Source organism: Marinobacter sp. F3R08 (assembly GCF_018860425.1).
Lineage (GTDB): Bacteria > Pseudomonadota > Gammaproteobacteria > Pseudomonadales > Oleiphilaceae > Marinobacter.
Genome location: NZ_JAHKPI010000025.1, coordinates 838,944 through 852,935 on the forward strand (window position 1 = coordinate 838,944; position 13,992 = coordinate 852,935).

A 13,992-nucleotide genomic window follows, 5' to 3' on the forward strand; every position below is an offset into this window, starting at 1 on the left:
GATGGGCAACTATTCAAACCATTCTGCCACCTTCCGCTGTCTTCCGGCCTGGATAATGGCCACCACAGTCACCACAAAGAAGACAGCCATGCCAAGCCGACCACAATCAGCCGTTTTCTTGTTATACCACTACCGTGCTTGCCCATTCTGCGCATTTACCCGTTCCGCTCTGAAGCACATCGACATAAACGTTGAAGAGCGCGACATCGCAAAGGAACCGGCCTACCGAAAGGAGCTGATCCAGGGGGGCGGGAAAGCACAGGTTCCCTGTCTGAGAATTGATTCGGACGGAGATATTCAATGGCTGTACGAATCCCGGGACATCGTCCGCTTCCTGCAGCGCCATGCCGCAAACCATCACTGAATGCCGCCCTGTTCATTATCCAGACAAAACACATTACCGGAGAGAAAAATGCTCAAACGAAAAGTTGATATTGCGATTATCGGCACTGGAACAGCGGGCATGGGAGCCTACCGAGAGGCTCGAAAGCACACTGACAGCATTGCCCTGATAGAGGCTGGTCACTATGGAACTACCTGTGCCCGCGTTGGCTGCATGCCCAGCAAACTGCTGATCGCGGCAGCAGATGCGGCTCACACGGCGAAACATGCGGAACTGTTTGGCATTCAGGTACCCAGTGTACAAGCTGATGGCTCCGCCGTTCTGGAGCGCGTCAGAAAAGAACGTGACCGGTTTGTCGGATTTGTTGTCGACGATGTCGAGGCGTTTGATTCCCGCCACAAAGTCCGCGGGTATGCCCGATTTCTGGATGCACATCGTATTCTGGTCGATAACGGTCTTGAAATTACTGCCGACCGCATTGTCATTGCCACCGGTTCCAGACCCTTCCTCCCGAAGGCTCTCGAGGGTGCGGGTAGTCGCCTGGTCATAAATGACGATATTTTTGAGTTTGAAACCCTGCCTGCATCCATATTGGTGGTGGGTGCGGGTGTCATTGGCCTGGAGTTGGGACAGGCCCTGAGCCGGCTTGGTGTAAATGTAACCATGCTTGCCCGGAAAGATTCCGTGGGTGGCATCGTGGACGCCGAAATTCGCGCGATGGCGGCGACGGCGTTCAAGTCCGAATTCGATCTGAGACTTCATTCTGAAATTGTCAGTACTAAAGAAGTTGAGTCGGGCGTCGAGGTGACCTATCGCAATGGCGACGGCGAGATACACACGATATCGACCGACTATGTTCTCGCTGCCACCGGGCGTATCCCGAATACAGACAGACTTGGCCTGGAGCATGCCAGCCTTGTGGCAGATTCACGAGGCGCGCCCACCTTCGACCGGAAAACGATGCAGACCAGCCAACCTCATATCTTTATTGCGGGTGATGCCAATAACGAGCTACCGCTGTTGCACGAAGCCTCAGATGAAGGACGCATTGCAGGGCGCAACGCAGGCATTTATCCGGCTGTCGAGGCGGGCCACCGGCGGGCGGGGCTGGGTGTTGTCTTTTCGGATCCCCAGATTGCCAGTATTGGAAAACGAGCGCACGAGTTATCGTCACAGACCTACGTAACGGGAAAGGTCAGTTTTCACAACCAGGGAAGAAGTCGGGTAATGGCGAAAAACCAGGGGATGCTCAAAGTCTATGCAGACTCAAAAACAGGCATCTTTTTAGGCGCTGAAATGTTCGGGCCTGCCGCAGAGCATATCGGACATCTTCTGGCCTGGGCGGTGCAGCAGGCTCTGACGGTTGAAAACATTCTCGCCATGCCATTCTATCATCCGGTTATTGAGGAGGGCGTTCGGACGGCATTCAGAGACGCTGCAGACCAGTTGAAACTGGCTAATGCCAAAGGATCCCGTGATGCCACTGCCGCAATTGTTTAAACGGTATTATGCCCAGGCCACCAGGGTGGCCCTCGTGGTTGGCACCCTGCTGTTGCTGATCAACCAACATGATGCGCTGTTCGGACATCAGGATATTCAGTGGGGTCCTGCCCTACTGACCTATTTCGTGCCGTTTTGCGTGTTCATGCTCGGCAAGCGTTCTTCCGGGCAATGTCGACAAACATCCTCAGGATTGGATATTCCCGTTTCTCGATACCGGTAATCTGTCCCGACCGTGCCGCACTGGATTGCAATACCAGTGCGGCGTCACATCAACCGTCAGGCACTAGCCCTGGCCGTGAGAGCCATGCCCCATTACTGACATCAGGAGAAGACTCATGAGTAACCAACGTCCACCGCTTCCTCCTTTCACGCGGGAAAGCGCCATTGAAAAAATTCGACTTGCAGAAGATGGGTGGAACAGCCGTGATCCGGCACGGGTTGCCCTTGCCTATACTGAAGACACTTACTGGCGTAATCGCGCAGAGTTTGTAAAAGGGCGCAAGCAGGCCGAAGACTTCCTGACCCGCAAGTGGAATCGCGAACTGGATTATCGGCTGATCAAGGAACTCTGGGCCTATACCGACAACCGGATCGCCGTGCGATATGCCTATGAATGGCACGATGACAGTGGCAACTGGTTTCGGTCCTACGGTAACGAAAACTGGGAGTTTGATACCAGCGGGCTGATGCAACGCCGCTTCGCATGCATCAACGACAGCCCGATCAAGGAATCCGACCGGTTGTTCCATTGGCCCCTTGGCCGGCGCCCGGATGATCATCCTGGTCTCAGTGACCTGGGCCTCTGATGGCGCCTTATCCGGATTCTCCTGACTGCTGATTCTCTCCCATAAAAAAGCCGGGCTTAAAGCCCGGCGAACTGAGTTTACTTACAATATCGACAGTCACTCACACCGCCTGCGGCACATTACGCTTCAGGCCCTCAACCCAGCCCTCCAGATCCTTCAAGGATTTGGTTCCAGCGTCCTGCCCCATTAACTGATCCCGCCTGAGCAAAACCAACGTAGGCACTGCTCTGATACCAAACTGCACTGCAAGATCGTGCTTCTCGTCCACATCAATCTTCACAACCGCCGCGTCCGAATTCAGTTCACTGAACGCTTCGAGCACAGGATTCATCGCTTTGCAGGGTTGGCACCAGGTAGCCCAGAAATCCAGCAACAGCCATTCGTGGCTGTTTGCCAGTTCTCCCAGTTCTTCAAATGCATTCAGATTAATAATCGCCACAACCAACAACCTCCAGAAAACTCTCTTCAGAATAGGGCGAGCGCAAAGACCTCCAGGGTCAGATCAGAACGCCCTCTTGATGTTAAAGCTCTGCGGCTTCAACCGTTTTGATGTCCGGCCAGATGTCGTTTGCGGTGGCGATATAGCCCGGTACGTCCCTAAGCCAATGCTTCTGAATGTCTTTGTTCAAGTTGAGGTACAACTTGTTATCAACGATTCGCCAGGCCTCCGGGTCAACGTCAAACTTCTTCTCTTTTGTCACGCCGAATGCACAATAACCGCCGTACTGGGGAGCATAAGCGCCGGGGTCTGCACGGAACAGATCACGGTGTTCTTCACTCGAAAAGTGATAGATAGCGTTCTTGTAGGTTGCGGTATACTGTACAGAGCCTTTGGTGGCCTCTGACTCAGAAAAGTAAGCCACGGGGTCATAGCCGCTGATTGCGACATCATTGGCATTGGCGTTCATATCGAGATCTGCTGCAGAAACAGCAGCAGCGCCAATCGAGGCAACAGCAACCAGGGCACGAAGTTTCTTGAAGCGAATCATGGAGTATCTCCTTCGAATGATTGTTGACTACCGTTGAAACAATAAAGGGTGTCGGGGTACTGAATACGTATGATCGTTCAAACTTTTATGCCAATTATCTGGGGTGCTTATGGATAGGCTTTCGTACATTCTCGACCAACTCAATGTGAACGCCGGCGTGTTCTTTCAGGGGCAACTTTGCGGGCTTGCGTCCTTTGAAGAAGAGGGAGCCGGCTACATTCATGTACTCCGCTCTGGAGTCCTCGACATCATCGAATCGAACAAAGAGCAAACGACACTCAATGAACCGACGATGATTTTTTCGGTACGTTCCGAACCTCACCAGCTGTTCGGTGCCAATCGCGAGGGTGCGGAGATGGTCTGCGCTTCTATCAAATTCCAGACGGGCGCAAAGAATCCTGTCCTGGAAGCTCTGCCTTCAAGAGTCGTACTGCCCCTTTCCTCAGTTCAGGGTCTTACCGCCTTCGTGGATGTCCTGTTCTCGGAGGCCGAAGCCGCCCAGGAAGGGCGAGAGGCCATCATGAACAGGCTTGTGGAGGTCATTTTCGTGAATGTGTTGCGGCACATCGTATCGGAAGGTGAAACGCCCAAAGGTATGTTGTCTGCGTTGGCTGATAAGCCGTTAAGCAAGGTACTGAAGTGCATTGATACCAATCTGAATGGCGATCTGTCGGTGGAGAAGCTGGCAGAAGTAGCGACCATGTCCAGGTCAACCTTCATACAGCATTTCAAGAATGTGCTTGGACTGGCACCGGGTGAGTACGTCCAGAACGCCCGGATCTCTGCCGCCAAGAGGCTCATCCTCAAAGACAAGCCAATGTCGATAATCTGCTTCGACGTGGGCTATGAAGACGCATCAGGCTTCTCCAGGGCCTTCAAAAAGAATACAGGTATGACACCGAGGGAATGGAAGAAACTGAATGCAAGCGTAACGGAGTCAGAAAACACCACGGTCAAAAACGACTCCAACGTCGCGTAATGACTGTCAGGGCCCGAAACAGGGGCAGGATTACGGATCCTTGCCCCTTCCCGTTTTCCCTTTTTACTTCATCGCAATCTCGCCGCGGATAACTTTCTGACCAGAGTATGGGCTGGTCACACTCTCGGCGTAATTGTCGATGTCTGACTTTCGGTCAGCCAGAGAAGCACTGGCAGAGGCCGAGAACAGGGCGATAGAAACAACAAGCAGGGCTTTAGTGGTTACGTTTTTCATAATTCGTTTCTCCAATGTTTGATACCGTCGAGAGAAATAGTAACCATTGGAGCAGCCCAACAAATGTACAGCCGTTTTATATAATGGGCCGATCGTGCAAACCTGCCTCGTTAACTGAAAACGACCCACAATCGCGTCCACGCGCAGCCATCGCTTTTGTCCAGCACTCCTTGGCAACCCGTTCCATCAGGTTGCGAATCCAGATAATGCCGGGATCCCGGTCATGGCGCGTATGCCATGCCAGATAGAGACTGGTGGGCTCCACATCAATAGGCAGATCGTTGATCGAAAGGCCGGAGCAGAATTCACAATCTCCGGTTATGACTTCCGGAATCGTTGCAATCAGATCAGACTTCCTGAGCAAATTCGGTACTGCAGAAAAGTGATTTACGGTTACCGCCACCCGGCGCTCAAGCCCCCTGCTTTGAAGCGTATCGTCGACAACTCCGTGAGCTTCACCGGACATGGTCGCCAGCAGGTGTTGGGCATCCAGAAATGAATCTAGATCAACTTCTTGACCGCTCAGGGCGTGGCCGCTTCTCATCGCCAGAACATAGCCGGTATCGAACAGCCAGTGGCTTCTCAGGCTATGGTCATGCTGTTCGAAAAACCCAATCACGAAATCAACACTCGCGTCACGCAACTGGTTTGCTGCGGTCGCTGGCGAGAAAGGCACTGCATGCAGATCAATACCTGGCGCACTGTGTTGTAACTCACAAACCAGGGGTTGCCAGATCATCTCCAGCATCAGATCGGTCACCGCTACCCGGAATGTCCGCCGCGATTCGCCCGGACTGAATCGGGTAGAATTCACCGCGTTGGACAACTCGTGAAGCGGGTTTCGAATCTGGTCCCAGAGGCTTTGGGCGTAGGACGTTGGTTCTACCTGCCGCCCTCGTTTCACGAAGATAGGGTCCTTCCAGCTCGTCCGCATTCTGGATACGACGTTTGACACCGCAGGCTGAGTCATTCCAAGGCGATCAGCCGCCCGAGTGATCGATCCTTCGGTCATGATCGTGCTGAACACGTGCAACAAATTGAGTTCCTGGTTCTTCATGATGCGTCTCTGGTGTGAAATGAGGTTGTGAACAAATGCCACGCATTCCACAGACGCCCGGGAAGACAATCTGTTACAGGTAAGGCTAAAGAAACTTCATTGACTGTCCTGACACTCGCATCGGTTATATCTCACACAAACACCCGGAATCCCGCTGGCACCCAGCCCAAGGCAAGCCTTGGATGCTCAGAGGTACCCCTTCAGAGTCTCCTCCGCCCGGAAGCTTGCTTCGACGCGGGTCGCCACAATTTCGGCCGGCGCGCCTTCGTTATCGAAAACACGGATGACCTGCTCAATAACATCATCAGGTATGACCGGATCGAGAATAATGACCTGTGAAATCATGCCTCGCGAGATGGACCAGTCAACAACCTCTTTTCTGATCTGTTTCAATTCCTCGGTATAGAGCAGATCAAGGAGCTCGCCGACTTCTACGTAATCCATAAAGTCGATAATTTTCACCCACTTCCCGAGCGGGTAATAATGGTCAACCATGGATCTATAGGCGGTCAGGTAGTCGTCCATACTGGAGCTGGCCCAGGTTCTGAACAGGGTAACTACCAAGGAATTGCCTTCCCACGAGATCATGATTGTTTGCCATACCTGAGCTTCAACGATCCGTCAGGACTGATCCTTCCCGCCTGAACGCAAGGATCACTGATCACTCGCTGTCGCGCTCGTGTATTCCCAGCGTTTTATTCGTTGCATCACGAATTTCCCGATAACGTTCCGGATTTTTGGCCAGGGCGTCCAGATTGTCCTCGGGAAAGATCTCTTTCTTCTTCTGGATGGCTTCTTCGGTGCTAAACACAGACGGAATCAGTTGTTCCAGACACCGCAACATTACCTCCGGTGACACCGATGCACCCGGAGAAGCACCCAGTAACGTACCGTAGGTCTTGTCGGTGGAGACAAGAATCTCCGTCCCCATCTGCAAGTCGCCATCCTTGATAATCTGCACGCGCTGGCCGGCCTCGACCGCCTTCCAGTTAAACTTTTTACTCAAACCGGGCGCAAAGCTGTCCAACTCCTCAAGCATGCTTTTTTCACCCTTGAAGGTCTCCGAGACCAGATACCTGACCAGCGGAAAATGTTCCAGCGCGACGTTAAGAAGTCTCGGAATATCATGCAGACGCATAGAACGCAGATAGTCCAGAAAGCCCCGACCTCGCTCAAGAACCGGCTTGAACGAGGCGAACGGCCCAAACAGCAGATAATATTGGCCATTCGCTACCCGAAGATCCAGATGCGGGACAGACATCGGAGGAGCCCCCACCTTCGCCTTGCCATAGGTTTTGGCCCGATACTGCTCGGCCTCTTCGGCGCTGATCGGTGCCTGCAGGAACCGCCCGCCAACCGGGAACCCGGTGAACCGTTTCGCAAATGGCAGGTGACTCTTTTTAAGGATAGGGAAGGCACCACCACCAGCACCGACAAAAAGCACATCCGCCTTGTACCGACGGTCAGTTCCACCGCTCTGGGTTTCCACCAACCAGCTTCCGGCAGGACTACGGTGCACTCGTTTAACATGGGTACCGTATTCAATTTTCACGCCCAGTTCTTGTTTGGCGTACTCGGCCATCTGCTCTGTCAATGCACCAAAGTTAACGTCTGTGCCCGTTTCAATCACCGTCGCCGCCATTTTCTCATCCCGAGGACGGCCTTCCATGGTGTAAGGAATCCAGCTTTTTATTTCGTCGAAATCCTCCGAGTACCGCATCTGCTCGAAGAAGTGGTGCCCTGACATTTCCCGAAAGCGTAAGCGGAGCTCATCAATTGATGACTCGGATACAATGGTGCAGTGCTTGGTTTGATTGATGAACGAACCGGGATCCTTGATAGCCCCTTTCTGAATCAAATAAGCCCAGAATTGCTTGGCCACATTGAACTGGGCGTGAATCTTGACGGCTTTATCAACCGAAATAACCTCTTCATCAACCGGCGTGTAGTTCAGTTCGCAGTTTGCTTCGTGTCCCGTACCAGCGTTGTTGAAGACCCACGAATTCCCTCCTCCCGGCGTGTCCAGTCGCTCAAGAATCGTGATATCCAGCTCGGGCGCCAACTCTTTTGCCAGGGTGGCAAACGTCGTTCCCATAATCCCTGCGCCGATGATAATTACGTTCATAGGTTCTATCCACCCGAGTCAATGTGCTGAATTCAGTCAGTAAAAGTTTGTAACCAAAAGGTACCACGCTTCCGGCAAACACGGAAAACCTGTCACAGAAATGTTGAAAATTCGCTGCCAGGACTACCCCCGGTTAGCAGTTTACGTTAAGGTAAACATTGCTTGGCGAAAACCACACCAGATTCAGTCAGGCTGACTACAATGACATTAACGACACTCCCAAAAGGAGTGCTTTGTTCCTCAGGCCATCACCCCAGGAAGAGGATTATGACAACAACAAAATCCAAAGTTGTGTATTCACCGGTATTTACCGACGGTGCGGAATTCCACATCCCAACGTTCAAAATTCTGAAACAGGACGGCAAACTCTATAAGAGTGCCAAGGCCCCTGATCTCGATAAGGACAAGGCCCTTCGCATCTACCGGGCCATGGTCACCACCCGGATACTCGATGAGCGCATGCTCGCCGCCCAACGCCAGGGCCGTCTGAGCTTTTACATGCAATGTACCGGAGAGGAAGCCGCAGTTATCGGGAGCGCCGCTGCGCTGGATGATAACGACATGATCATGGCGCAGTACCGTGAGCAAGGCGCCCTCGCCTACCGGGGCTTCGCCATCGACGAATTCATGAACCAGCTGTTTGGCAACGAGCTCGATTATGGCAAGGGGCGCCAGATGCCCGTTCACTATGGCTCGGTACAGCTGAATTACATGACCATCTCATCACCCCTGGCCACACAGATTCCGCAGGCCACCGGCTATGCCTATGGTCAGAAACTACGGGGCGAAGGACATTGCACCATTACCTATTTTGGCGAGGGTGCAGCCTCGGAAGGTGACTTCCACGCCGCCCTGAACATGGCCGCAGTGCATCGCGTGCCGGTGATTTTCCTATGTCGGAACAACGGCTATGCCATTTCCACGCCTGCCACCGAGCAATTTGCGGCCGACGGCGTCGCACCCCGGGCTTACGGTTACAAGATGGACGTGATCCGGGTGGATGGAAACGACATTCTCGCCATGTACCAGGCCACGCAGGAAGCCCGAAAACTTGCCGTTGAGCACAACCGCCCTGTGTTAATTGAAGCCATGAGCTATCGCCTGGCCGCCCACTCGTCCTCCGATGATCCGTCGGGCTATCGCAGCAAGGATGAAGAAGCCGTCTGGCGTGAGAAAGACCCGATTCTGCGTATGCGTCTCTGGCTTGAGAGCAAGAAATGGTGGAGCGAAGACGACGAAAAGCAACTTCAGGAAACCATGCGTCGGGAAGTGCTCGAAACGATGAAGCGCGCCCAGAAGCGTCCGCCGCCCCCGCTTGAAACACTGGTGAGCGATGTCTACGACGAGGTTCCGCCATCCCTGGCCGAGCAGTTCGACAAGCTGAAAGCGCATATTCGCCGTCATCCGGACGAATATCCGAAGAGTGCCGAACACGCCAAGGGAGGAGCCTGAGATGACCAAGATGAATATGCTCCAGGCCATCAATAATGCCCTGGATACCGCCATGGCCGAGGACGAACGGGTTCTGTGTTTCGGTGAGGACGTGGGCGTCTTCGGTGGCGTATTCCGCGCGACCAGTAACCTGCAACAGAAATACGGCAAGGCACGTTGTTTCAACACCCCGCTGGTGGAACAGGGCATTATCGGTTTTGCCAACGGTCTTGCAGCCCAGGGTTCCGTGCCGGTCGCCGAGATTCAGTTTGCCGACTACATCTTTCCGGCATTTGACCAGATCGTTAACGAATCGGCCAAGTTCCGCTATCGCTCGGGCAACCTGTTCAATGTCGGCGGCCTGACCATCCGGGCACCCTACGGTGGCGGTATTGCCGGTGGTCTTTATCACTCACAATCCCCGGAAGCCTACTTTGCCCATACACCAGGCCTGAAGATTGTGGTTCCGCGTAATCCGCACCAGGCCAAGGGGCTGCTGCTGGGCGCAATTCATGATCCCAACCCCACTCTGTTCTTTGAACCCAAACGGCTCTATCGGGCCTCTGTTGGCGAAGTTCCGGATGAAGACTACCGACTGCCACTGGGTGAAGCCGAGATTACCAAGGAAGGCACCGACGTAACGGTCCTTGGTTGGGGCGCCCAGATGGAAGTCATCGACCAGGCGGTGGAGCGGGCTGAGAAGGACGGTATCTCCTGTGAAGTCATCGATCTGAGGACCATTCTGCCCTGGGATGTGGAAACCGTAGCCAATTCCGTGTTCAAAACCGGGCGGCTGGTGGTTACCCATGAAGCCCCCCTGACCGGCGGCTTCGCCGGTGAAATCGCCGCCACCATCCAGGAGCGCTGCTTCCTGTATCTGGAATCTCCAATCGCGCGGGTAACCGGGATGGATACACCCTTCCCTCTGGTGCTGGAAAAAGAGCACCTGCCCAACCATCTGAAGGTCTACGAGGCCATCAGGGCGAGCGTTGAATTCTAGGCTGATATCAGGACAGGAGAGCGAATATGAGTGATTTTATACTGCCCGATATCGGTGAAGGTATCGTGGAATGTGAACTGGTCAAATGGCTGGTCAGCGAAGGCGATGTTATTGACGAAGATCAGCCGGTGGCCGAGGTGATGACCGACAAGGCGCTGGTGGAAATTCCGGCCCCCTATAAGGGGCGGGTTACCCGCCTTTATTATCAGGAAGGTGATATCGCCAAGGTCCATGCCCCGCTGTTCGAGCTGGTTGATGAAAGCGAGAGTGGTGGCCAGGAGCCCGAAATAAGTTCTCCGGAGCCAGCACGCGAGCCCAGTGCCGAACCTGCTACCCGCCCTGAGTCCGCCGATAATGCTACCGAAGACTTTATCCTGCCGGATATTGGCGAAGGTATTGTTGAGTGCGAAGTCGTGGAATGGCGGGTCGCCGAAGGAGATGAGATCGAAGAAGACCAACCCGTCGTGGACGTGATGACCGATAAGGCCATGGTTGAAATCACCGCGCCCAAGGCCGGACGAATCACCAGGCTTTACCATCAACAGCAGGCCATGGCGAAAGTCCATGCGCCGCTGTTCGCTTTTATTCCCCGAGATCGTGAAGAAACGGATGAGCCTGCAGCGAAAGTTGAGCCCTCCACTGAACAATCCACGGCAACAGCCTCTCCTGTTGCAGCGGCCAGCCGGCATCGCATTCCTGCCAGCCCGGCTGTCCGCCGCCTGGTTCGAGAGCACGAGCTCAACCTCGGTGACATCGCCGGTTCCGGCAAGGATGGCCGTGTATTGAAATCCGACGTCCTTGCTCACCTTGAAGTCAGCTCAAAGCCCGCACAGAGCCAGGAACCGGTTAGCGGGGCACAAGCTACCAGCACCGGCGAGGCGCGCCGGCAACCTGCGCTTGAGCAGGAAGTTCGTGTAGAGCCTATCCGCGGCATGAAAGCGGCTATGGCAAAAAGCATGGTGAAATCGGCAACCACCATTCCTCACTTCATTTACAGTGAGGATATTGATGTCACCGATCTGCTCGCGCTGCGGGAACAGCTGAAACCGGAGGCAGAAACCCGGGGTTCGCGACTGACGCTCATGCCCTTCTTCATGAAGGCCATGGCCCTGGCGGTTCAGGAATTTCCGGTGCTCAACAGCCAGCTCAATGAAGAAGTCACCGAGATCCACTACCTGCCCCGGTGCAATATCGGCATGGCCGTGGATGGCAAGGCGGGCCTGATGGTGCCGAATATCAAGGGAGTTGAATCCCTGTCATTGCTGGGCATTGCCGATGAAGTCGCCCGCCTGACCGAAGCGGCCCGCTCAGGCCGCGTCAGCCAGGAAGACCTCAGAGGCGGAACCATCACTATCTCCAACATAGGCGCGCTGGGGGGTACCTATGCGGCCCCGATCATCAACGCGCCGGAGGTGGCGATTGTTGCGCTTGGCCGAACGCAGAAGTTGCCCCGCTTCGACGCCAATGGCCAGGTTGTGGAACGGGCCATCATGACGGTGAGCTGGGCGGGCGATCATCGCATTATCGACGGGGGCACCATCGCCCGGTTCTGCAATCGCTGGAAGGGCTACCTTGAAGCGCCCCAAACCATGCTCCTGCATATGGGCTGACGGTTCATCATGACGCAGAAGGCTCAACTGCAACAGTTCTACATACCCGAAGAGCAGTCGATCTATCTGCTGAGTCATGATGACGCCAAGAAGCTGAAGGACTGGGTGGCACTGTGTGCTGCCCAGCTCCGCCAACTGGGTTACCGCGACATTGAACTGATTGGCAAAGGCGCCTATGGCTTTGTCTTCTCTGGTCGCCTGCCTGGCCCGGGGTTTGAGGGCCCGGAGCACGTGTTCAAGTTCACCCGCATCAACCTGCCCCAACATCTGCAGGACAGGCTGGAGGATGAAGCTTACATTCTCGAACAGGTCCGCCACCCCAGGGTGCCCCAGCTGATTTCCTACCAGCGCGCCAACAACCAGCCGATCCTGGTGATGGAGCGGGCCGCCGGCCTTAATCTGGAAGAAGTGTCCCTGCGCGATGGACGCCTGAAGCCCCGGCTCATTATGCGCATTGCTGATCAGCTAGCCGACATATTGCGCAGTCTGCGTCGTGAAAACGGTCCGGCCGGACGCCCCATAGTGCACGGTGATATCAAACCCTCGAACCTGGTCTTCGACGCCAGCACCGAGACAATTGCCCTGATTGACTGGGGCTCCTCGGTGTTTGCCCAGCTGGACGCCAATCAGCAGTTCATCACCGCCAATGTGATGGAGCTGATGTCCGACAACCTTCAGCAAACCAACGCGCGGCTCGGTGATGTGTATTTTATTGGCGATGAACAGCTGAACGGTGGCCTGTCTTCTCCGCGTTTCGACGAACAGGGAGCTGCGGGCACTCTGTATGCGCTGGCTTCGGCGCAATCCTGTCGGTTTGGTCACCGCGCTATCCCCGCCACGTCCCTGGGCCTGCCGATGGAGTTTGCGCGGATGCTGGATGGCATGCTGTCTCCGGATCCTGACACCCGTCGCAAGGCCGGGGATTACTACCTGCGGGAAATGCCGCGGATGGCACAAACCGTGATGATCGATCTGCCAGAGGCACCTGTCGCCCCACAGGTTCCGGTATGGGTACGCACTACAGATCAGGAAATCGACACCGTGGTGTACAGCTCACGCAAGTCTTTCCTGCGCGAGGAAGGCGCACCGGAAACCCTCAACGACGTGAATGACGTGCAACTGGATCGATACTACAAGAACTTCATGCAGGGCATGGGTGAAACCGAGAAGGCGTTCCTGGCTGCCGTCAGCCGTCTGGGGCGCTACCCGGTAGAGGGCGGACTGGCCGTCCGGTGGGAAACCGACGGAATCTATATTGATACCTCACTGAACCTGCACGATCCCGCCCTGAAGTCCGCCTTCGTACAGGCGGTCAATAATATGGTCTACCTGGCCCAGGCCATCTACCGGAAAGGCATTTTCAAGAGCTGCCTGTTCAACGCCCGGAATACTCTCCACATTGAGCGAGACGAGCCGGACCAGCCATTTCTGGTGTCGCCGGAGATGACACTGCATTACGAGGTAAGCTCGGCACCAGATGTCGAAGATGAAAGCCGCGTACACTCCTACTTCGAAGACGGTCCGGACCCGGAAGAATTCCTCGTTCTGCCTGAAGCCATCATTGCCTCTCTGGAAGCCCTGAACAACATCCACCACACCGGCATGATTATCTTCGAGGCCCTGCCCCGCCATCTCAAGATCCATAGCCACTACCGACTGCTGGATCCGAGCCAGGAGCTGGCGTTCAGGCAACTGCTGGATCAGATTCTTCTAGCCGTAGAACAAATCACCGGCCTGGGGGTATCGGGCTTCATGAAGATGCCTTACAAGGACACCCGGTTTTTCCCCCATATCGAGCGCCTGCCAGAACGCTACTACCCCCGAAATCCCAGAACTGAAAACATGTCGGGCTGAGCTGAGACAACCCGCGCATTGTCCGAGCATCCGGACACCTTTGTCTGGGCAGCCGGACACA

The 13,992-nt window shown here is 54.9% G+C and carries 15 protein-coding genes; 9 read left to right on the forward strand and 6 right to left on the reverse strand.

The genetic code is table 11. From position 1 onward, the window contains the following. Positions 1–88: 88 nt before the first annotated feature. From KO499_RS19165 to KO499_RS19180, 4 genes are all read left to right on the forward strand, one after another. Positions 89–364 (forward strand): glutaredoxin family protein, encoded by a 276-nt coding sequence (locus KO499_RS19165; protein ID WP_215985339.1) that lies wholly within the window; start codon positions 89–91, stop codon positions 362–364. A gap of 48 nt (positions 365–412) precedes the next feature. After that, on the forward strand, positions 413–1,843 hold the full coding sequence (locus KO499_RS19170; RefSeq protein WP_215985340.1) for a dihydrolipoyl dehydrogenase: 1,431 nt from the start codon (positions 413–415) through the stop codon (positions 1,841–1,843). Then, positions 1,821–2,066 (forward strand): nitrate/nitrite transporter NrtS, encoded by a 246-nt coding sequence (nrtS, locus tag KO499_RS19175; protein WP_215985341.1) that lies wholly within the window; start codon positions 1,821–1,823, stop codon positions 2,064–2,066. The genes KO499_RS19170 and nrtS overlap by 23 nt, the downstream gene beginning before the upstream one ends. 115 nt (positions 2,067–2,181) lie before the next feature. Continuing rightward, entirely contained in the window at positions 2,182–2,652 is a 471-nt protein-coding gene (locus tag KO499_RS19180) for a DUF1348 family protein (RefSeq protein ID WP_215985342.1), read from the forward strand. A gap of 100 nt (positions 2,653–2,752) precedes the next feature. On the opposite strand, the gene KO499_RS19185 is transcribed toward KO499_RS19180, so the two are convergent. Continuing rightward, positions 2,753–3,091: a thioredoxin family protein gene (locus KO499_RS19185; protein ID WP_215985343.1), complete on the reverse strand. Its 339-nt coding sequence runs from the start codon at positions 3,089–3,091 to the stop codon at positions 2,753–2,755. A gap of 82 nt (positions 3,092–3,173) precedes the next feature. After that, entirely contained in the window at positions 3,174–3,641 is a 468-nt protein-coding gene (locus KO499_RS19190; protein WP_215985344.1) for a YHS domain-containing (seleno)protein, read from the reverse strand. A 109-nt stretch (positions 3,642–3,750) separates the two neighbouring features. Here KO499_RS19190 and KO499_RS19195 point away from each other — a divergent pair, with 109 nt between their 5' ends. After that, positions 3,751–4,620 carry an AraC family transcriptional regulator gene (locus tag KO499_RS19195; RefSeq protein WP_215985345.1) on the forward strand — a complete coding sequence of 290 codons (870 nt, stop codon included), beginning with the start codon at positions 3,751–3,753 and terminating at the stop codon, positions 4,618–4,620. A gap of 63 nt (positions 4,621–4,683) precedes the next feature. Here the strand turns inward: KO499_RS19195 and KO499_RS19200 are convergent, their stop codons facing one another. The 4 genes from KO499_RS19200 to KO499_RS19215 all read right to left on the reverse strand — a co-directional run bounded on the left by KO499_RS19200 (position 4,684) and on the right by KO499_RS19215 (position 8,036). Beyond that, positions 4,684–4,854, reverse strand: a complete 171-nt coding sequence (locus KO499_RS19200) for a hypothetical protein (protein ID WP_215985346.1) — start codon at positions 4,852–4,854, stop codon at positions 4,684–4,686. A 76-nt stretch (positions 4,855–4,930) separates the two neighbouring features. After that, on the reverse strand, positions 4,931–5,911 hold the full coding sequence (locus KO499_RS19205) for a LysR family transcriptional regulator (protein WP_215985347.1): 981 nt from the start codon (positions 5,909–5,911) through the stop codon (positions 4,931–4,933). Positions 5,912–6,097: 186 nt separating this feature from the next. After that, positions 6,098–6,499 (reverse strand): hypothetical protein, encoded by a 402-nt coding sequence (locus KO499_RS19210; RefSeq protein ID WP_215985348.1) that lies wholly within the window; start codon positions 6,497–6,499, stop codon positions 6,098–6,100. Between the two features lie 73 nt (positions 6,500–6,572). Further along, positions 6,573–8,036 (reverse strand): malate:quinone oxidoreductase, encoded by a 1,464-nt coding sequence (locus tag KO499_RS19215; protein ID WP_215985349.1) that lies wholly within the window; start codon positions 8,034–8,036, stop codon positions 6,573–6,575. Between the two features lie 267 nt (positions 8,037–8,303). On the opposite strand from KO499_RS19215, the gene KO499_RS19220 reads away from it, so the two are divergent. Genes KO499_RS19220 through KO499_RS19235 form a run of 4 tightly spaced genes read left to right on the forward strand, consistent with a single transcriptional unit; the run spans position 8,304 to position 13,931 of the window. Next, positions 8,304–9,488, forward strand: coding sequence for a thiamine pyrophosphate-dependent dehydrogenase E1 component subunit alpha (locus KO499_RS19220; protein WP_215985350.1), 1,185 nt, complete (start codon positions 8,304–8,306; stop codon positions 9,486–9,488). A 1-nt stretch (position 9,489) separates the two neighbouring features. Further along, positions 9,490–10,467, forward strand: coding sequence for an alpha-ketoacid dehydrogenase subunit beta (locus KO499_RS19225; RefSeq protein ID WP_215985351.1), 978 nt, complete (start codon positions 9,490–9,492; stop codon positions 10,465–10,467). Between the two features lie 26 nt (positions 10,468–10,493). Further along, on the forward strand, positions 10,494–12,077 hold the full coding sequence (locus KO499_RS19230) for a dihydrolipoyllysine-residue acetyltransferase (RefSeq protein ID WP_215985352.1): 1,584 nt from the start codon (positions 10,494–10,496) through the stop codon (positions 12,075–12,077). A gap of 9 nt (positions 12,078–12,086) precedes the next feature. Beyond that, positions 12,087–13,931 (forward strand): protein kinase domain-containing protein, encoded by a 1,845-nt coding sequence (locus KO499_RS19235; RefSeq protein WP_215985353.1) that lies wholly within the window; start codon positions 12,087–12,089, stop codon positions 13,929–13,931. The last annotated feature ends 61 nt before the right edge of the window (positions 13,932–13,992 follow it).